The 18,016-nt window shown below is 36.8% G+C and carries 23 protein-coding genes; 17 read left to right on the top strand and 6 right to left on the bottom strand.

What is annotated here, in order from left to right; genetic code table 11:
• Positions 1-92: 92 nt before the first annotated feature.
• The 9 genes from CXF71_RS00825 (at position 93) to CXF71_RS00865 (ending at position 5,268) form a co-directional block, all read left to right on the top strand.
• A complete protein-coding gene (locus CXF71_RS00825) occupies positions 93-560 on the top strand; it encodes a hypothetical protein (protein ID WP_101231101.1) in 468 nt (155 codons plus the stop codon).
• A 139-nt stretch (positions 561-699) separates the two neighbouring features.
• A complete protein-coding gene (locus tag CXF71_RS00830; RefSeq protein ID WP_157826673.1) occupies positions 700-1,182 on the top strand; it encodes a DUF1993 family protein in 483 nt (160 codons plus the stop codon).
• A 138-nt stretch (positions 1,183-1,320) separates the two neighbouring features.
• A complete protein-coding gene (locus CXF71_RS00835; RefSeq protein ID WP_101231103.1) occupies positions 1,321-1,707 on the top strand; it encodes an MAPEG family protein in 387 nt (128 codons plus the stop codon).
• A 126-nt stretch (positions 1,708-1,833) separates the two neighbouring features.
• A complete protein-coding gene (locus CXF71_RS00840) occupies positions 1,834-2,235 on the top strand; it encodes a DUF4267 domain-containing protein (protein WP_232771327.1) in 402 nt (133 codons plus the stop codon).
• 116 nt (positions 2,236-2,351) lie between these two features.
• Complete coding sequence (locus CXF71_RS21900) at positions 2,352-2,666, top strand: excalibur calcium-binding domain-containing protein (protein ID WP_442871909.1); 315 nt, start codon at positions 2,352-2,354, stop codon at positions 2,664-2,666.
• A 141-nt stretch (positions 2,667-2,807) separates the two neighbouring features.
• Positions 2,808-3,392: a class I SAM-dependent DNA methyltransferase gene (locus CXF71_RS00850; RefSeq protein ID WP_101231104.1), complete on the top strand. Its 585-nt coding sequence runs from the start codon at positions 2,808-2,810 to the stop codon at positions 3,390-3,392.
• 226 nt (positions 3,393-3,618) lie between these two features.
• On the top strand, positions 3,619-4,200 hold the full coding sequence (locus CXF71_RS00855; RefSeq protein WP_101231105.1) for a GNAT family N-acetyltransferase: 582 nt from the start codon (positions 3,619-3,621) through the stop codon (positions 4,198-4,200).
• Between the two features lie 178 nt (positions 4,201-4,378).
• Positions 4,379-4,693, top strand: coding sequence for a DUF4144 family protein (locus CXF71_RS00860; RefSeq protein ID WP_101231106.1), 315 nt, complete (start codon positions 4,379-4,381; stop codon positions 4,691-4,693).
• 29 nt (positions 4,694-4,722) lie between these two features.
• Positions 4,723-5,268 (top strand): DUF1569 domain-containing protein, encoded by a 546-nt coding sequence (locus CXF71_RS00865; protein WP_101231107.1) that lies wholly within the window; start codon positions 4,723-4,725, stop codon positions 5,266-5,268.
• 205 nt (positions 5,269-5,473) lie between these two features.
• Here the strand turns inward: CXF71_RS00865 and CXF71_RS00870 are convergent, their stop codons facing one another.
• Positions 5,474-5,653: a DUF6435 family protein gene (locus tag CXF71_RS00870; protein WP_101231108.1), complete on the bottom strand. Its 180-nt coding sequence runs from the start codon at positions 5,651-5,653 to the stop codon at positions 5,474-5,476.
• A 555-nt stretch (positions 5,654-6,208) separates the two neighbouring features.
• On the opposite strand from CXF71_RS00870, the gene CXF71_RS00875 reads away from it, so the two are divergent.
• From CXF71_RS00875 to CXF71_RS00900, 6 genes are all read left to right on the top strand, one after another.
• Positions 6,209-6,610, top strand: coding sequence for an NUDIX hydrolase (locus CXF71_RS00875; protein WP_101231109.1), 402 nt, complete (start codon positions 6,209-6,211; stop codon positions 6,608-6,610).
• A gap of 140 nt (positions 6,611-6,750) precedes the next feature.
• On the top strand, positions 6,751-7,299 hold the full coding sequence (locus tag CXF71_RS00880) for a hypothetical protein (RefSeq protein WP_101231110.1): 549 nt from the start codon (positions 6,751-6,753) through the stop codon (positions 7,297-7,299).
• A 189-nt stretch (positions 7,300-7,488) separates the two neighbouring features.
• On the top strand, positions 7,489-7,683 hold the full coding sequence (locus tag CXF71_RS00885) for a hypothetical protein (RefSeq protein WP_232771328.1): 195 nt from the start codon (positions 7,489-7,491) through the stop codon (positions 7,681-7,683).
• 105 nt (positions 7,684-7,788) lie between these two features.
• Complete coding sequence (locus tag CXF71_RS00890; protein WP_101231112.1) at positions 7,789-8,334, top strand: manganese efflux pump MntP; 546 nt, start codon at positions 7,789-7,791, stop codon at positions 8,332-8,334.
• Positions 8,335-8,386: 52 nt separating this feature from the next.
• The gene (locus CXF71_RS00895; protein ID WP_101231113.1) at positions 8,387-8,767 is read left to right on the top strand and encodes a hypothetical protein; all 381 of its coding nucleotides are present in this window, start codon (positions 8,387-8,389) and stop codon (positions 8,765-8,767) included.
• A gap of 306 nt (positions 8,768-9,073) precedes the next feature.
• On the top strand, positions 9,074-9,442 hold the full coding sequence (locus CXF71_RS00900; protein WP_101231114.1) for a VOC family protein: 369 nt from the start codon (positions 9,074-9,076) through the stop codon (positions 9,440-9,442).
• 138 nt (positions 9,443-9,580) lie between these two features.
• Here CXF71_RS00900 and CXF71_RS00905 read toward each other — a convergent pair whose 3' ends face one another.
• From CXF71_RS00905 to prmB, 4 genes are all read right to left on the bottom strand, one after another.
• Positions 9,581-9,982, bottom strand: a complete 402-nt coding sequence (locus CXF71_RS00905) for a rhodanese-like domain-containing protein (protein WP_101231115.1) — start codon at positions 9,980-9,982, stop codon at positions 9,581-9,583.
• An 82-nt stretch (positions 9,983-10,064) separates the two neighbouring features.
• The gene (locus tag CXF71_RS00910; RefSeq protein WP_232771335.1) at positions 10,065-11,222 is read right to left on the bottom strand and encodes an MFS transporter; all 1,158 of its coding nucleotides are present in this window, start codon (positions 11,220-11,222) and stop codon (positions 10,065-10,067) included.
• 119 nt (positions 11,223-11,341) lie between these two features.
• Positions 11,342-12,463 carry a chorismate synthase gene (gene aroC, locus CXF71_RS00915; RefSeq protein WP_101231117.1) on the bottom strand — a complete coding sequence of 374 codons (1,122 nt, stop codon included), beginning with the start codon at positions 12,461-12,463 and terminating at the stop codon, positions 11,342-11,344.
• A 123-nt stretch (positions 12,464-12,586) separates the two neighbouring features.
• Positions 12,587-13,525 (bottom strand): 50S ribosomal protein L3 N(5)-glutamine methyltransferase, encoded by a 939-nt coding sequence (gene prmB, locus CXF71_RS00920; RefSeq protein WP_101231118.1) that lies wholly within the window; start codon positions 13,523-13,525, stop codon positions 12,587-12,589.
• 109 nt (positions 13,526-13,634) lie between these two features.
• Here prmB and smrB point away from each other — a divergent pair, with 109 nt between their 5' ends.
• Complete coding sequence (gene smrB / locus CXF71_RS00925) at positions 13,635-14,330, top strand: endonuclease SmrB (RefSeq protein ID WP_101231119.1); 696 nt, start codon at positions 13,635-13,637, stop codon at positions 14,328-14,330.
• A gap of 17 nt (positions 14,331-14,347) precedes the next feature.
• Here smrB and sixA read toward each other — a convergent pair whose 3' ends face one another.
• Positions 14,348-14,893, bottom strand: a complete 546-nt coding sequence (sixA, locus tag CXF71_RS00930) for a phosphohistidine phosphatase SixA (protein WP_101231120.1) — start codon at positions 14,891-14,893, stop codon at positions 14,348-14,350.
• Positions 14,894-15,165: 272 nt separating this feature from the next.
• Between sixA and CXF71_RS00935 the strand changes: the two genes are divergently transcribed.
• Positions 15,166-17,976, top strand: a complete 2,811-nt coding sequence (locus CXF71_RS00935; protein WP_101231121.1) for an insulinase family protein — start codon at positions 15,166-15,168, stop codon at positions 17,974-17,976.
• The last annotated feature ends 40 nt before the right edge of the window (positions 17,977-18,016 follow it).

Consider the following 18,016-nt stretch of genomic DNA (forward strand, 5'->3'; position numbering starts at 1 on the left):
GGCTGCGCTCATGCTTCACTATTTTAGCCAACTACAATTTGCCCCTTAACGGGGGGTTATATTTAGAAACCTAAATCGAGTAAGGATAACTCTTGAAAAAAATCACAAAATCACTCCTCATACCTTTAGCAATATTGTTGCCTTCTCAGGCATTAGCAAATGATAACTTCACTTTCGGCTTGGGTGCTGGCACCTTTTACAGTGGTGTTGGTGTTAATGCCGGTATTCAATCTAAAAGGGATTTGAAATACATCTCTGCTGGTTGTGTTAGCTACTCTTCAATTTACGGTGGTACATGTGGTGTTGGTGTTGGTTGGGTCAAAACGGACTTATTTGACTTTCAAACCCCTAAACATGGTGCAAGTTTATATATTGGCGTCGTTGGGAGTGAGTATGACAACTTTGATCATGAGGCTGTATATGGCGCTGGTTTAGGATATCACTACTTTCTTAGAGGCATGGGAAATCCCGGATTTAATTTTGGTTTTACTCTAGTCGCAGGAAATGAAAAAGATGGTATAGGTGTCGGTGGTATATTTCAGGCTGGTTATCAATTTTAAACATAACTGGCTAATTAATAAGCACAACAAATAGTTGGCTTTTTGTTTCCTGCAACATTTAACCAACTATAATTTTCCGCTTATGTAAGTGTTATTGCTATCGAGAATTGATTTGTATATTAAACATCGAGAAATATTTTTGAAGCATTTAGAGCTTCTTCATAAACTTATCGAAAAAGTTGAAGATAAGTCTGTAAATGAATTAGAGTTGCTTAATGCAAGACTTGTTGATGATATGTTTCCATTAAATGTACAAGCAAAGATCGCAACAAATTTTGCTTTAAGAGCTTGTTGTCCTCTTTCTGGTAAAGAATATAAAGAGTTAGAGGGTGATATTGATAGTTTTTGCGGACTTAAAGCGTATGTTGTAGCCACAATTGATTATATTAATAATTTATCTAGTCCAACATTAGAACAATTAAACCTCAACGTTCAAGACATTGCTGGGTTTAAAGAAATCTCTATGCCAGCTACAGAGTATGTGTCGTCATTTGTGCTCCCCAATTTCTTTTTTCATATCAGCATGGTGTATGCTATTGCAAAGAACAACGGTGTTACAGTTACGAAAGGTGATTTCGATGGAATACACCAGTATCCAAAGGGATTTAGCTGGGAGGCATGACAGCACTAACTAGGCGTTTAAACAGACAAATAACGGTTGGCTGCGTTTGTTCCTCACTATTTTAGTCAACATTAGTTAGCCCTTTATTTGGGCGTTAGGTTATCAAGTATATCCTTGGTTTCCCGCAGAGGTATAAATATGAATGATTACTTTTGGTTTTCGGCTCTGGTAGCTATTAATTCATTGCTAATTTTGGTACTTGCAATGAATGTTTCTAGGCTTAGAATTAAGCATAAAATATCGTTAGGTGATGGCGGTAATAAATGTTTAATGGCTGCAATTCGAACTCATTGCAATGGAGTTGAGCAACTACCAGTTTTTGCAATTGTAATACTCGCTCTTACTTTTTTAAACGTTTCAGTAAACATACTATCTATTTTGGTAATTGGCTTTACTTTAGCGAGGCTTTGCCATGCGTATGGCATGCTATATCAATTATTTTTAGCAAGAAGACTTGGAGCAGGTTTTACTTATATTTTTCAAGTAGCTGCTGCTGTTACCGTTTGTGCCTATTTACTAACCTAACACGAAAATAAACAAGGATAAAAATTACAGTTGGCCAGCGTTCGTGCCGCGTACATTATAGCTAACCACAATTTACCCCTTAGCAAAAAGTTAGACTTTTATATAATTACAGTGAACATAAATATTATGACAAATAAAAATTACAAATTAGAAAAAGTAGGATTTGTATTAGTTTTACTTATGGTTTTGTTACAGGGGTTTTATGGTACTTTTGCTTTCATTGAACCCGCCCTATTTTCTACAGTAAGAGGTACTGAACTTTTTTCGGGTATGGATGCTGATTGGGTAAAAATATATGGCTCACGCACTATTTTTATTACCTTACTTTTTGGTTACCTTTTATATACTCGAAATTATATCGTTTTAATGTGGGGCGCATTATTTGCGATTGTTATGCCAATTACAGATGGACTACTTGCATATGAAGCTCAAGTACCATTTAAGGTTGTTGCTAAGCATATTGCCACTATTGTGTACTTATTAATTATATTCTTTGTCTTAAAAAAGATTATTGCCAACAAGGCCTAACAAAGTAATTAAACGAAAAATTAACCGTTGGCTTTACTCCTTCGTCACTTAATCTAGCCAACTATATTATTGCCTGTTAACAGGGCGTTAGAGTTTTTATCAAGGATGGTGTTCAATTGAAAAATTTAGTTATTCTCATCGTTATTTGTGCCGCTGCTTGGCAGTTCTATTTTAAAGGAAGCACTCTAGTAGAATCAACTCATACCAAAGCTGTATCTGAATTTGCAAACAGTGATGCGATGAAAACATTAGCTAAAGCTAAAGAGATAGCTAAACCTAAAGTCACCTATCAATGCGATGGCCGACAGCATTGTTCTCAAATGAAATCATATGAAGAAGCAAAATACTTTATCCGCTATTGCCCTAATACGAAAATGGATGGGGATGGGGATGGGAATGGTATTCCGCGCGAGAAACAGTTTAATAAGTAGCGGTACTTTCAAACCTCTAACAAGGCAATTAAACGGTAATGATTACCGTTGTCTGGCTCCATTTCACATTTTAGCCAACTACAATTTGTCTCTTATCAAGCGTTAGCCCTTTAGATAAACCATATGATTTTGGAGAGTATTTTGAGTAATGAATGGGACGAGTATGCTGAAGACTGGGATATAGATCCTACGGTTGAAGAGTATGCAAAAAATGTATTTTCAGAGCTTTTAGATAATATCAATATTGATGGTCTATCCGTGCTTGATTTCGGCTGTGGTACAGGGGCATTAACTCAGCTTATTAGTCCTACCGTTAAAAGTATCGTTGCGATAGATCCCTCTTCAGAAATGATAAAGCGTCTGGATAAAAAGGCGCTTGATAACGTATGTTCTATATCTGATTACCTCTCCGAAGAACTTATCGAAAGACTTCCTGAATTTAAAAATAAATTTGATCTTATTGTGGCTTCTTCTGTGTGTGGTTTTCTGCCTGATTATGAGGCAACGTTGAGTTTACTAAAATCACTTCTAAAAAATGGTGGTGTGTTTGTACAATGGGATTGGCTTTCAGAAGATGATTCTTCTGGTAAAGGATTATCTGAAAAACGAGTGAAACAAGCATTTGAAGTAAATCAATTTGTAAATACGAATATATCGAGTCCTTTTGTAATGAATAGCTCAAAAGGTAGCATGCCTGTTTTAATGGCTATTGGCAAAAATGCCTGACAAGCACTTAAACAGGCTTTAGCTTCAGGAATAAAGATGAGTACTAATCATAAGCCAATATTTACATTGCTAATCTGTATTCTTACTATGAGTGTTTCTTTTTACGTTGCTCATCAAATAAATAAACAGGACAAAAAAACATTGCTTTTGCTCCTACATATCTTATGTTAATCAATTATTATTTGCCCGTTATTTAGGTGTTAGCAGAACAATTAAGGTGTATCTTATGGAGTGGTTATCTAGCACTCAATTGAAAGGTAAATTCGTCACACTGGAGCCATTAAACATGTCTCATGTTGAAGGTTTAAAAGAAGCAGTATTAGATGGAGAGTCTTGGCAACTATGGTTTGCTAGTGTCCCCTCTCCTGATGTCATGGGAAAATATGTAGATGAGGCTGTACTTGCTTCAAAGAATGGTGATATAGCGTTTGCTGTAAGATGTAACAGTACAAATAAAATAGTGGGAACAACGCGTTTTTATAATGTAGATGCAAAAAACAAACGAGCAATGTTGGGGTATACATGGTATTCCTCATCAGTAAGGCGAACCCCCGTTAATACCGAATGTAAATTACTTCTACTTACTTATCTATTTGAAACTCACTTGGCATTAGCTGTTGAGTTTAGAACACACTTTTTTAACCACGGTTCTAGAAAAGCCATAGAGAGACTAGGAGCAAAACAAGATGGCATTCTTCGAAGCCATCAGATTTTAAAAAATGGGACGATTAGAGATACCGTTGTATATTCAATAATTAATTCTGAGTGGCCAGCGGTAAAAAGTAATTTACAGAGTAAATTATTCTAGCAAGCTATTAAACAATAACAAAAGGTAGTTAGTTTTTGCTCTTTCGACGCTAATTTTAGGCAACAAGAAGCTAACGCCTGGGCATGAAATAGATCTTACCGAGGCAACTTTATAGCCATACGATTAAAGACAGGTAACACACTAATAAATTAGGTATTATATCCATCGAGGTACTCTTATGATTTTATGGCCATGTATATTAAAACTAGACGGCGATGATGAGCTCATTTATTTAAATTCTGAACCTGATTTCACCTCTGAATGTATAGAGCTGATCTTTACTGAAAATGACTATGTCATAGACTCTTTAGGTTGTACCTATTTAATCGAATCACCGTCAACAAGACTTGAATTAATTAACACCAATAAAGTTTTACTCACTCCTGAGGTCTCTGATTTAATACGACGTCATGAGTTTAAAAAAGCGTCACTTTGCCTTACTAAAATTCACTTTTTAACCGTATCAGCTGCGATTAAATCATTGTCTCATTGAGAATATAAATATAAATATAAAGGTTTTGTATGAAGCGTAGACAATTTATAAAAACCTCGATTGCTATTGGTGCAACGAGCTTGGTCGGTAGTGGTGGGATTTTTTTGTTAGTTGATGACGCGAATAAAGACGAACTTAATATAGTCTCAGCATTGAAAAAATTAGATGTTTTATCGGATAATGAACTTGTGAATACCGGTCCGTGGGAACTATATAAAATATTTACTCATTGTGCACAAAGTGTCGAATATTCAATGTCAAAATTTCCAGAACATAAATCTAGTCTTTTCAAGAGTACCATTGGAAAGTTAGCATTTTCAGTTTTTTCATCTAAAGGTAAAATGACTCATGGGTTAAGTGAGCCAATTCCCGGCTCACCTTCAATTGATTCAAGCCTTGACACTACAGCGGCGTTGAATAATTTGAAAAAATCATTAATTGATTTTAAAAACTATAAAGGAAAACTCGCCCCACACTTTGCCTATGGTGAATTAACAAAAAGTGAGTATGAAATAGCCCATGTTATGCATTTTTATAATCATCTTCAGGAAGTAAAAAGCAAACCAGTAAGCTAGCTAGACTCCTAACCGCTGACTAAGAAGCAACTTTGAGTGTATTAAAGTCACTAAGACAAGAAGATGGGCCGTTGTAAAATAGGATAGGCTTTCAAATGATGATTCATCAGATATGGGGTTGCCGAAGAAGAGGGTTAATCAAAACTAGAAAATTACGTTTATCTATTTTAATCCGCCCAGCTGTATTTTCCGCTTAAACATAGCATTATTTTTTTGTTGAACTTTCTATTTCTTGTATTTGATTCGCTATTTTTTCTGCTTCAGCTGTAATCATTGAGTAAGATTTAATATCACCATTTCGTTGTGCATGCATAGCTTGCTCAAGTTTGGCTTCATAAAGTTTATTTAATTTTTTTACCGGGTCTTTCTTAAATATTGAGAACATTTAGATCACTTATCAGTTGGTTATACAGGCTAATACGTATATAAACGGATTATGGTTTTTATTATTTTCACTTTAAACTAAAAACATGACAATACAATTAAAATGACATGTAACTCTTGCCAAAATTCTACTTCGATTCGCATTATATCCAACAATAACTTAGTCTGCTATTTTGCCGTTAATGTACACGTTAGCCCCCTACTCCCCTTTTTGTTTAAATCGTCGAATGAATTTACCAAGGCTTTTTATCTGGGATTTTGCTTTCCAAATAAAATCAACATTACTAGCACGTTTATCCTTTAAAACAGTGAGTTGGGTAAAGTTTCAGGGGTTCGAATCGAACAAAGAACATGTTAAGATTGTTGTTGCTCAAGGAGCAGTCTGTAGAATGGGTCTTGGTTGGGTATCAATTTTAAATAGTACAAATAATTCAAGGTGACACGCAAAATTTGTCATGCTCATTCATCACTGATTTGAGCAACGATGACTTAGCCCATTAAACTGGGCAGTATATTTAATCAAGAAAAAATTAAATTCATTCACTTAGGAGTATTTATGAAAAAAGAAATAGATAAGCTCGCTTGGCTGTATATTCAAGATGGAAAACTATTGAGCGCTCGATCTAAAAACAAACATTTATTTTATATCCCTGGTGGTAAACGAGAAATAGGTGAATCGGATGAACAAGCATTGGTGCGAGAAATTAAAGAAGAGATTTCTGTCACGTTAATTCCCAGTACAATCAAGTATGCCGCAACGTTTAAAGCGCAAGCAGATGGAAAAAACAATGACACTATTGTAAAGTTAACGTGTTATTACGCTGATTTTCATGGGACTCTATCACCTGATGCAGAGATCGAAGAAATTGATTTTATCAGTTATAAAGATAAACACCTTTGCTCTCTTGGTTCTATTCAAGCTATGGACTGGCTCAAGATTAACCGTTTAATAACGTAGGTAAAAATACCTATCAAAGAATGTAATCTCCATAGCTAGTTTTAGGTAAAGCAAGCGCCTACCCCTGAAATATTTATCCTGTGCACAATAAAATCACAAACTTAATGGTATTGGTATAATTAAACGGTCAAATAATATTTATGAGTATAATTATAGTTTCAGATGTTTTTGGTATTACTCCCTCATTAGTAACACTTAAAGATAAACTAGGCGCTAATACGATTATTGATCCCTACAATGGACAACGTATGGACTTTAAAAATGAAGCTGATGCCTATTCTTTCTTCGTAACCACCGTAGGGCTTGATAGTTACGTTTCAAGAATATTCAACGTATTGGAGTTACTTGACGGTCAAACAACGCTTATTGGTTTTAGTGTTGGGGCTTCCGCTATTTGGCAGTTATCCCTGAGTAATAACAATAATCGCGTTAAGCAATCCTTTTGCTTTTATGGTTCACAAATCAGAAATTTCACTCAAATAGAACCATGTTTTGAAGTGAACTTAATATTCCCTAGAAGTGAACCTCATTTCGATGTATCTGAGCTAATAGAAAAGCTTACAAAAAAGCCAAATGTTAACATAACAAAAGTTGAATACTTGCACGGTTTTATGAATTATCACTCAAGTAATTTCAATGAAACTGGTTACAAAGAACATGTTATTTTATTGCAAAGAATTGCCAGCTAAGCGACTCACTTTAACAACTGACGATTGTACTAAACGCTCCCCTCCTCCCTAACAGCAAGATATTAATCAACATACCGCATTTTTTGTGCGTTTATTCTTATCAAATTCTGTAACCTTATTTAATTTAATTGGTATAAACTGTTAACTTATCAATTCAATTAGAAATATGGATATCTCATGGAAGTTAAAATGTTTTCTAAAATTTTACGACCAAAAATTGGTTTTTTACCTAAATCGGATACCGCAACAGATCACGGTTTAGAAGGTGAGATTAATCTTTGGTTAGCGACACAACCCGATATAAAAATTCAGAATATCACTCAATCTCAAAGTGGCGGTTCATTTCAGCCATCAACAATTGTGATAAGTATTTGGTATAAATAAGGTAGGGAGAGTTGGGGTATCATAAAAGTTGGCAAAATTTTTTTACTCTCAAAAATGCCCCATCGATAAATTAACTACCTGCTTTACTATTTAGGACGTTTTAAAATGATAGAAGTAATAATCCTCGCTATCGCATTAAGTATGGATGCCTTTGCCGTTTCTATTGGATTAGGTGCAACCAAGCAACAAAGTAAAATCGCTCATTTAGGTATAGTAGTGGCTTTATATTTTGGTTTATTTCAAGGATTAATGCCAATTATTGGTTACTTGGGTGGTAAGGGCGTAATCAGTTGGGTTGAGTCTTATACACCGTGGATTGCCTTTTTATTGCTATTCCTTATTGGGGCAAAAATGATTTTTGACTCGTTTTCAGAGGGGATAGAAGAAGATATAAGCAAAATTACTCATCGTGTATTATTAATGCTAGCCATTGCTACCAGTATTGACGCTATGGCCGCTGGATTTAGCTTAACGCTTTTACCCGTAAACCCCTTTATTGCTTGTTTAATTATTGGTGTGGTTACTTTTGCTTTTAGCTGGTTAGGCGTTTTAGTAGGTGCTAAAGGGGGAACATGGTTAGAAAGTAAGGCTGAATTTGTCGGTGGTATCACTTTAATTATGATGGCAATAAAAATACTTATAGCATCATGACTCTATAGTCTGCGAATAAAGATGAAGTAATCAAAAATTGTAATGAGTAACTATGATGAATAAGCAGTTTAGAGAAAGTAAATATCTTAACGAATCAGGGTCTAAGACAGGATCTTGGTATCTCAATCGTATCGATTATTTTCAGTTTCACGGCTACCCTAAAATAACGCAGCATAAGGTGTTGTCATTTGTTGTCGGTATTGTCGCTTTTATTTTATCGCTTAAACTACTGAGCTCAAGCCTCATAATATCAGCGTTACTTATCTATTTAGCTTACGTTTCACTGCTAACATTTTCTTTATTAAGAAGTAAAATTTGTCGCTATAAAGGTTACTTTCTTTATCCAAAGCGTATTATCAAATATTTTAGTGCCTTAGCGGTAACGGTAGATTTAAATGACTTTGATTCTATAGCGACCCTGAACAAAAAGTAAAACACTGAGCTATAGTATACCCGTTCCACTTGAAGATGCTCGTTTCAGGAAACCTGAGCGAATCATAATCAAGGCACATTTTTTGTTAATGGTTATTCCCTTAAAAACAAATGTAACGACGAATATGGTTTGCTCAGGTTTCCCTCGAAGGGCTGGTTTATAAACGCTTTATGCTACGTTATTGATTTCGACAATAGAATAACTATTCTCTTCAATCAATGCCTTGCCTAAAGGCGTTTATAATTCCAGCTGAATCCTGCATCTTCAAGTGGAACGGGTATATGTATCCAATAGGAGGGCTTATTTATGATACCCCGCGAAGTGATCAATTATGTAGAATTACCCGCAAAAAATATTCCCGCAACCAAGGCTTTTTTTGAACGCGCATTTGCTTGGTCATTTATTGATTATGGTAAAGAGTATACTGCCTTTAGCAATTCGGGCATTGAAGGTGGCTTCTTTTTGTCTGAACTTGTTTCAAGTACAGCAAATGGCGCTTGCTTGCTAGTTTTACTGAGCGATGATTTAGAGGCGACAGAGCGACGAGTTAGGTGTGCTGGTGGGACGATTAGCCAAGCTATTTTTTCTTTCCCTGGAGGAAGGCGCTTTCATTTTACTGAGCCTAGCGGCAATGAATTGGCGGTTTGGTCGCCAGTGAAAGCCTATATTGCTTAACGATATAACTTAACTATATAACTTAACTTCACGTTTCATTGTTGACCTTAATTGAAGCAAAAAAGCCACTTGATTAAAACTAATTAATGAAGTGACTTTTATATTTGATGTTTTGGCTGAGTATTTATCGACGTGTGTTTACTTACCTTTACTTATCGGTAAGTTATTACTGGTCCATTCATTGAAGTCACCTGATAAATGATCTAACTGATTAAAACCATTTTTTACCAATACTTGCTTAGCAACTTCTGCTCTTCTTCCTGAACGACAATAAATAACGACTTGGGTATTTTTAGCACCTGACAACTCGGCTAATCGCGCCTCAAGCTCTTTATGTGGAATGTTTACCGCATTAGCTATATGACCTTCTTCGAATTCTTCTACAGTTCTGACATCAAGCACGACAACCTGACTGTCATTTTTCATAAGCTGTTGTAATTGGCTTTGACTAATATCTTCGGCGGCAACTTGCCCTGTAGAAACTAATGCCAAAGCAAGCACTATGGTAGCGGCAATTTTTTTAATGAATATAACTTTCATGTAATGACCTTTATTATTATTTGAATTAACTTATTAACACTAAATACTATACAGTAATGTTAAGAAAACAGCTTAAAATTACTTAGCTAATCGAATGAATCGATTTCCTTTTAGTAAATACCATAATGATAGCACCAAGCAATGCACTTGCACCTGCCATCATAAACGTATTACTCGCACCTTGTCCGTCTAGCCAGAGTACACCAGTAAGATAAGCACCAATGGCACCACCAACACCATACACGCCACCTAAATAAATCCCTTGCCCTCGACTTTGCTGCACCTTAGTAAAATGCGAAGAAATAAATTTCATGCTAGCACTATGATAAATGGCAAAACTAGCTGCATGGCCTAATTGTATTATCGCAAGCCATGCTACTGAGTCAGCAACTACTGGTATTAAGAACCAGCGAATAGCCGTAATTCCTAAGCTAAAGACTAATAAGGCGTTTAACGAAAAGTGTTTAAATAATGTGCCCATATAAATAAAGGCAATAACCTCTGCAACGACGCCTAATGAAATAAATAAACCAACGGCTAATCCGGAGTACTCAAGGTCACGTAAAAACAAAGCAAAAAAGCCGTAATAGGGAGCAAAACTTATTTGTAATAGTAGACCTGCAACAAAGAAACATATGAATCGTCCATCTCGAATTTTCTCAAAGATAGGCGCGGGTTCGCTGGCATTTTGTTTTACTGATTTAACTGGCTCTCTGGCGGTTAAAAGCAAGGTACTGATAAATAAACACACTAAAGTGATAACACCTAATGTGGTAAAGACTTGATAACCCAGTGCACTCATCGCCTCCCCTGCCACTACCGCTAAAACAATAAAGCCTAAACTTCCCCATAATCTAATACGGGCATAGATTTTACTGCTTTGCTTAATCGAGTTTAACGTGTGTACTTCTAATTGCGGTAAGATGGCTGTCCAGAATAAAGTGAACAATGCCAAACAAAAGGTAATTGGCCAATAAAGGGTAAACCAATAAAGTAAGCTAAAACTAATCAGTGCTAACAACGCACCGAGTCGAATAATAAGTAAAGGTTTTCCTGTTTTATCTGCAAGTGTTGCCCATAAGCTTGGTGCAACAATTTTTGTCGCGGTTATGATGGCAAGAATTTCTCCCACTTGACGAGAGCTAAACCCCTGTCCATCAAGAAAAATCGCCAAATAGGGTGAGATTAACCCCAATAAGGCAAAGTAGAAGAAGTAATTCGAAGATAACCGAACAAACATCACGTTAAAAAATACCAACCGTGTAGCCTTATGATGATTAAGAAGTGGAGATATTGATTTAAAAAAATAGGCTGAGTGCTTAAAAAGCACTCAGCCTATTTTATCTGCTTGGTTTTAATTTACGCTTCAATGTTTGGTGTATTACATTTAACATCAGCATTTTGTCCACGATGACGTAGGAAGTGATCCATTAAAGTCAACGCTAGCATCGCTTCAGCAATGGGCACAGCACGTATACCAACACAAGGATCGTGACGACCTTTAGTGATGATGTCAGTCGCTTCACCGGTTAAATCAACCGTTTTACCACTTACGCCGATACTTGATGTTGGCTTAAGTGCTAAATGAGCAATGATTTGCTGCCCTGATGAAATACCGCCTAAGACACCACCAGAATGATTAGTTGAAAAACCTTCGGGAGTAAGCTCATCCCTGTGCTGAGAGCCTTTTTGATTTACTACCGCAAAACCATCGCCAACCTCAACACCTTTTACTGCATTGATACTCATTAAGCCATGGGCAATATCAGCATCTAAACGGTCAAAGATAGGCTCGCCTAAGCCGACAGGTACATTAGTGGCTACAACAGTCACTTTAGCGCCTATTGAGTCTTTTTCTTTGATGATGCCACGAAGGTATTCACCAAGTTGTTCAATTTTAGTTTCATCAGGGAAGAAGAATGGATTATCTTCTACGCTTGCCCAATCAACGGTATTAACATCAAACGGAGTACCATTTGGGCCACTAGCAACAATATCACCAATTTGGGTAACACAGGCTTGAATGGTCATCCCAAATTTTTCAGCTAAATATTTCTTTGCAACTGCGCCAGCAGCAACACGCATCGCGGTTTCACGTGCAGAAGAACGACCACCACCTCGGTAATCACGTAATCCGTATTTTTGCCAGTAGGTATAATCTGCATGACCCGGACGGAAGCTTTGGGCAATATCGCCATAGTCTTTTGAACGTTGGTCAGTATTTTCAATCATTAAGCCAATGGGCGTGCCGGTAGTTTTACCTTCGAATACGCCCGAAAGAATTTTCACTTCGTCTGCTTCTCGCCGTGCTGTGGTATATCGAGAAGTACCAGGGCGACGTCTGTCTAAATCAATTTGTAAATCCGCTTCAGACAATTCAAGTCCCGGTGGGCAACCATCAATAATAGCGCCTAATCCTAAACCATGACTTTCACCAAATGAGGTGACTGTAAATAACTTTCCGAAGGTATTACCTGACATTGAACATTACCGCCTATTAATTTATTTTTAAAATTACGAGTTCTAGCTGTTTTTCGTACTATCTATAGTCCACTGTCCATGTTGAACTGCCGACTTAGATAACTGTTAATTTTTACGTTTATGTTATTTAAGTGCCGCTAAAAACGTTTCTGCATGTTGCTCTAGTTGCGCTTTATTAAGCATAAACACACCATGACCACCGCGTTCAAAGCTTAACCAGGTAAAGTCGACTTCTGGATAAAGCGCTTCAACATGATATTGTGAGTTACCCACTTCGCAAATAAGTATGCCGTCATCATTAAGGTGTAGAGCACTCTCTGCCAAGATAACGCGCACAATATCTAAACCATCCTCACCACAGCCTAAGCCCATTTTGGGTTCATGGGTAAATTCCGCCGGTAAGCTATCAATGTCTTCTTGATCAACATAAGGCGGATTAGTGACAATTAAATCATATTTTTGGGCAACAACCCCAGAGAAAACATCAGATTTAATTGGAATAACTTGTTCACTTAAGCCATGATTTTCAATATTCATTTCGGCAACATTTAATGCATCGACAGATAAATCGACTGCGTCAACTTCAGCATTAGGAAAATAACTCGCGCAAGCAATGGCAATACAACCACTGCCTGTACATAAATCTAAAATTCTTGCCGGTGGATTTTGCTCACTAAAATAAGGGGCAAAGTGCTTTTCAATCAATTCACCAATCGGTGAACGAGGCACTAAAACACGCTCATCGACATAAAAAGGCAATTGCGCGAAATAAGCAAGGTTAGTAATGTAAGCAACCGGTTGTTGTGTTTCAATACGTTGTTCAAAGAGTGCTAGAATATTTTGTTTTTCGTACTCAACTAAGCGACAAGACATGACATCTTCACTCATCTCTTCAGGTAAAGATAAGGCAAACATCACCAAGGTAAGTGCTTCATTCAAAGCATTGTCGCTGCCATGACCATAAAAAAGCTCAGCTTGATTAAACAAACTAGCACCATAACGACAATAATCAGCAATGGTGTGTAACTGCTCTGTAATTTCTACGAAATTAGTATTACTCAATTTATCTTCCTCAAAAGTATTCTTATATTTTGCTGCGTAAACTTGAAACTTATTTGTGAAGCCCTATTTGAGGGCTCCACAACATTAATTGTTATGTATTGGCACTAAAATGTTTTACACTGCATTGATGAAAAACAGCGCCCTAAAATCCAAACTTTCTTCAATAAAAGCCAAAGTTCGTGCGAATATTGAAGCGATCGCGAAAAACGAAAATCAGCAACATAAAATGGCTGAATCATTGCTCAAAACCAATGAACACATTAACGAAGTATTGCCGGATGAAAAACAACTTTTTGCCGATGCTGTTAATCAAGTTAAGCCGCTGGTTATCGACACAGTTCGCTTAATTAAACGTGGCCACAAGTCTAACACTTCCCTAAAAAATGACCAAGAGTATAACAAGTCAAATAAGGCCATCGCACAATTTCATTTTTCAGATGAATTTGAACCTAACTTAAATAAGCAAGGTCCGATGAAGTATGTTCGCGAGGGTGTTGACAGCTTTGAAGTTAAAAACTTACGCCGCGGCCATTATCGACCCGATTTAATTCTTGATTTACATGGCTTAGATCAGCACCAAGCCAAGAAAGAGCTAGCCGCTTTACTTTTTGCCTGTCAAAAAGAACATGCCCAATGTATATGCGTGGTTCATGGTATTGGATCACAGATTTTAAAAAATAAAGTGCCGCATTGGTTAGTACAACATCCTGATGTCATGGCATTTCATCAAGCCCCATTAGAATGGGGCGGAAATGGCGCTATATTGGCATTAATTGAATTAAAAGATAAATATAGCCAGAATTAATTATTAGGAATTAATAGTTAACATAGCTCTATGGGTGAAATCAGACGTTGCAACGTTCCTTGCATTTTCTCAATATCATAATCAATGTGCGCAATGCCTGCCGTAGCAAAAATAGGTGCATTATTCGATTGTGTTAATTGAGCCACTAAGTAGCTAACAAAAGGCATATGAGAGATGATGAGTAAGCTCTGCTCTTGTATCGTAGCATCTGAATTAGTTGTTGCTTGTTGACCTGTTTTTTTCTGTTCTGGCGCTGAAAATTGCTCATTGCACCAACCATCAATGAAGTCATGTACCTGTTTGGCATCGCCAGAGGGTGTAATAAAATCTAGCGTGGTTATAGCAGTTTTCATCATTGATGTTGCAATAGCACATGTTTGTTGCGCTCGAATATAAGGGCTAACAAAAACTTGCGTAGGGTTTATCTTCATTTTTTGCAACCAATTCGCCATCATTTTTACTTCGAATTCACCTTGTGTGGTTAACGCTCTTTGGCTGTCATCACGACTGCCCTGTGCAACAAAGTTTTGCGCTTCGCCATGCCGCATTATATAAACTTGCATTAATTCTCTCGCCGACTACTTATAGATTATGTTCGCGGATTATTTCAATTTCAGCTTTTTTACAACTTTTATTAGCTAAAGTATTGAGTCTAAGTTATTTTTGCGGCTATAGTAATAGAAATGAACTCGCATTAGTAACAACGGTTAAGAATAAATAGGTTTTTTTTATTCCTTTTAGTAATTAAGGAATTGTTTTATCTCCCTGTTAATTTCAGAAACTATCCATATTCCCGTCATACGCTTTGTCGTTTAAAGTGTTCCTAGGAGCCTTAGTGTTGAAGCAAAGTCCCAATGATTCAAAACAATATCAAGCAATTACTCTAGACAATGGTTTACGCGTGCTGCTTATTCATAACGATGAAACCGCTAAATCAGCCGCGGCTTTGGCTGTTAATGTCGGCCACTTTAATGACCCTAGAGATAGGCAAGGTTTAGCGCATTTTTTAGAGCATATGCTGTTTTTAGGGACAAAAAACTTTCCTGATGGCAGTGAATATCAAAAATTTATAAGTCAGCATGGTGGAAATCATAATGCCTGGACTGGCACTGAACATACTTGCTTTTTCTTTGATATTACCGCAACACACTTTTCATCGGCACTAGAGCGATTCAGTGAGTTTTTTATTGCCCCGTTACTTGCTGATGATTTTGTCGTTAAAGAGCGTGAAAATATCGATGCTGAGTTCACATTAAAATTAAAAGATGATATTAGGCGTTTATATGATGTTCACAAAGATACCATTAACCCTAAACACCCTTTCTCTCAATTTTCTGTGGGTAACTTAGATACGTTAGCCGACCGATGTGGGAAAAATATAAGCAAAGAAGTACAGGCCTTTTTTCAACAATTTTATCGCGCAGACTATATGACCCTAGCGCTTGAAGGACCTCAAGAGCTAGACGAACTTAAACGTTTCGCTGAGCAACTTTTCAGTCCAATCCAGCCTGCACAAGCGCCACTGCCTACAATTTCTCAACCTTTATATTTACCCATACATCAAAAAATTAAAATTGATGTCTGCCCGGTTAAAAATGATCATCAATTGATTATCAGTTTTGCTATGGAAAGCATTGATCAATATTACCAAGATAAACCAGAATCTATTCTTGCTTATTTATTAGGGCATGAGGGTGAAGGTAGTATTTTATCGTTACTTAAAAAGCATCAGTGGGCGTTAGCATTAACTGCAGGCTCAGGTATTAACGGCTCTAATTTTAAAGATTTCAATATCAGTATCGCATTAACTGAATTAGGTGAAGGCCATATTAATGAGGTAATCGATATAGTATTAACCTATATCGCTCTGCTAAAAAATACCGAATTAGCAGAACACTATTATCAAGAAAAGCAAAAGATTAGTAAGCTCGCTTTTATTTATCATGAAAAAATGCGTCCACTTGACAGTGTTAGTCAATTAGTCATCAACATGCAGTATTACCCAGAAGAGGATTATATTTTTGGTGATTATGTTATGTCGGGTATGTCTAGAACCAACATCAAAAAATTACTCAGTTACTTACACGTAGATAATATGCGACTCATGCATGTTAGCCAACAGAATAAATTTTCCAAAAATAGCTTTTGGTACCAAGTCCCATACCATGTCACACCTATTACTGAGCAACAATTAGCTCACTGGCGTGGTATTGACAAAACGGACCAATCGCATGTACAAGGCTTGTATTTACCGGACAAAAATCCTTATATTATTGAAGAACCAATAATTTATCACAGTGAAAAAAATAGAGACGCGACTCAGGAAATACCCGTACTTCCTGAAAAAATTATAAATCAAAATGGTTTAGTCGCTTGGTATAAACAAGATCATACCTTTAAAGTGCCCAAAGGTTACTTATATATAGGTATTGATTCACCTTTTGTTGTGGCCAGTGTCGCTAATATTGCTATGACGCGTTTATTTGTCGATTTGTATACAGATACCGTGATTGAAGAAAATTACGAAGCAGAGTTAGCGGGTATTCATTATCATTTATACGCCCACCAAGGTGGCGTAACGGTACAATTATCTGGGTACAGTGAAAACCAACACTTGTTATTAAATAAACTGTTAAAGCGATTAAAGAGCCATCAGGTAACAGAAGATCACTTTAGCTTGTTCAAGCAGCAGTTGGTTAAACATTGGAATAATAATGAAAAAAGTAAATCTATTTCACAGTTATTCGCTACGCTAAGTTCTGTAATGCAACCTAATAATCCTACGAGCAAAGCATTAGCACAAGCACTTAGTCAGGTAAGTTTTAGTCAATATCAGCATTTTACTACGCAACTGTTTCAACAAGTGACATTAGAAGTGCTCATTCACGGTAATTGGCGGATTGATCATGCTCAACAATTATGCGAGACCATTGAGCAAGCTTTTCAAGATAATGTAAACGAAAAATACGCCATGCTGTGCCCCGTAACAGATATGGCGAGTAAAAAAACACTCTTACTGCCCATTATTTTACCTGAGCACGATCATGCTTGTGTTATCTATACAGCGTTTGAGCACAAAGATGATAACTCTGTAGCACTTGCTATGATCACTAGCCATATATTATCACCTTTATTTTTTCAGCAAATGCGCACAGAAAAACAGTATGGTTATTTAGTCGGGGTCGGTTATGTGCCTATTAACAGCTATCCTGGTATCGCTTTTTATATTCAGTCACCCCATTGTGATGCTTTCACCTTAGCACAAGCCATGGATGAGTTTATCAGCGACAGTGTTAGTGTTCTCGATGAGATGGGTGATGAGCAATGGCAACACTTAATGCAGGGTTTAGCGAGCCAACTACAAGAAAAAGATCACAATTTACGTATTAAAAGCCAGCGTTTTTGGGCGGCAATTTGTAATAAAGATGAAGAATTTACGCACAAAGAAAATTTACTCGAAGCGGTTTTAAACTTAACGCTAGCGCAAGTAAAAACATTTGTGAAAAGCAGTTTAGTCAGCGCTTGCCAGCCTGATCGGTTTATTCTGTATTCACAAAGTGACTTGCTCGAACAGGCACAAAAACCTGATGGCGAAACAATCACAGATATTGAAGCCTTTGTTAAAGCAAGCCCGATAAAGTACTAAAAATTAAGGGTTAAAGATCAAAAAAGGCTGTTGAGGTTAA

It is taken from the genome of Colwellia sp. 12G3 (genome assembly GCF_002836775.1).
In the GTDB taxonomy this organism is placed as follows: domain Bacteria; phylum Pseudomonadota; class Gammaproteobacteria; order Enterobacterales; family Alteromonadaceae; genus Colwellia.

What these genes read in the sequence shown, in the direction of transcription:
- CXF71_RS00875 (WP_101231109.1), top strand. Translation starts at nt 6,209, where the DNA reads ATGAAAAAAGAAATAGATAAGCTCGCTTGGCTGTATATTCAAGATGGA.
- smrB (WP_101231119.1), top strand. Translation starts at nt 13,635, where the DNA reads ATGTTTTACACTGCATTGATGAAAAACAGCGCCCTAAAATCCAAACTT.
- CXF71_RS00860 (WP_101231106.1), top strand. Translation starts at nt 4,379, where the DNA reads ATGATTTTATGGCCATGTATATTAAAACTAGACGGCGATGATGAGCTC.
- CXF71_RS00885 (WP_232771328.1), top strand. Translation starts at nt 7,489, where the DNA reads ATGTTTTCTAAAATTTTACGACCAAAAATTGGTTTTTTACCTAAATCG.
- CXF71_RS00840 (WP_232771327.1), top strand. Translation starts at nt 1,834, where the DNA reads ATGACAAATAAAAATTACAAATTAGAAAAAGTAGGATTTGTATTAGTT.
- CXF71_RS00835 (WP_101231103.1), top strand. Translation starts at nt 1,321, where the DNA reads ATGAATGATTACTTTTGGTTTTCGGCTCTGGTAGCTATTAATTCATTG.
- CXF71_RS00905 (WP_101231115.1), bottom strand. Translation starts at nt 9,982, where the DNA reads ATGAAAGTTATATTCATTAAAAAAATTGCCGCTACCATAGTGCTTGCT.
- CXF71_RS00895 (WP_101231113.1), top strand. Translation starts at nt 8,387, where the DNA reads ATGATGAATAAGCAGTTTAGAGAAAGTAAATATCTTAACGAATCAGGG.
- CXF71_RS00865 (WP_101231107.1), top strand. Translation starts at nt 4,723, where the DNA reads ATGAAGCGTAGACAATTTATAAAAACCTCGATTGCTATTGGTGCAACG.
- CXF71_RS00890 (WP_101231112.1), top strand. Translation starts at nt 7,789, where the DNA reads ATGATAGAAGTAATAATCCTCGCTATCGCATTAAGTATGGATGCCTTT.
- aroC (WP_101231117.1), bottom strand. Translation starts at nt 12,463, where the DNA reads ATGTCAGGTAATACCTTCGGAAAGTTATTTACAGTCACCTCATTTGGT.
- sixA (WP_101231120.1), bottom strand. Translation starts at nt 14,893, where the DNA reads ATGCAAGTTTATATAATGCGGCATGGCGAAGCGCAAAACTTTGTTGCA.
- CXF71_RS00880 (WP_101231110.1), top strand. Translation starts at nt 6,751, where the DNA reads ATGAGTATAATTATAGTTTCAGATGTTTTTGGTATTACTCCCTCATTA.
- CXF71_RS00870 (WP_101231108.1), bottom strand. Translation starts at nt 5,653, where the DNA reads ATGTTCTCAATATTTAAGAAAGACCCGGTAAAAAAATTAAATAAACTT.
- CXF71_RS00900 (WP_101231114.1), top strand. Translation starts at nt 9,074, where the DNA reads ATGATACCCCGCGAAGTGATCAATTATGTAGAATTACCCGCAAAAAAT.
- CXF71_RS00855 (WP_101231105.1), top strand. Translation starts at nt 3,619, where the DNA reads ATGGAGTGGTTATCTAGCACTCAATTGAAAGGTAAATTCGTCACACTG.
- CXF71_RS00910 (WP_232771335.1), bottom strand. Translation starts at nt 11,222, where the DNA reads ATGTTTGTTCGGTTATCTTCGAATTACTTCTTCTACTTTGCCTTATTG.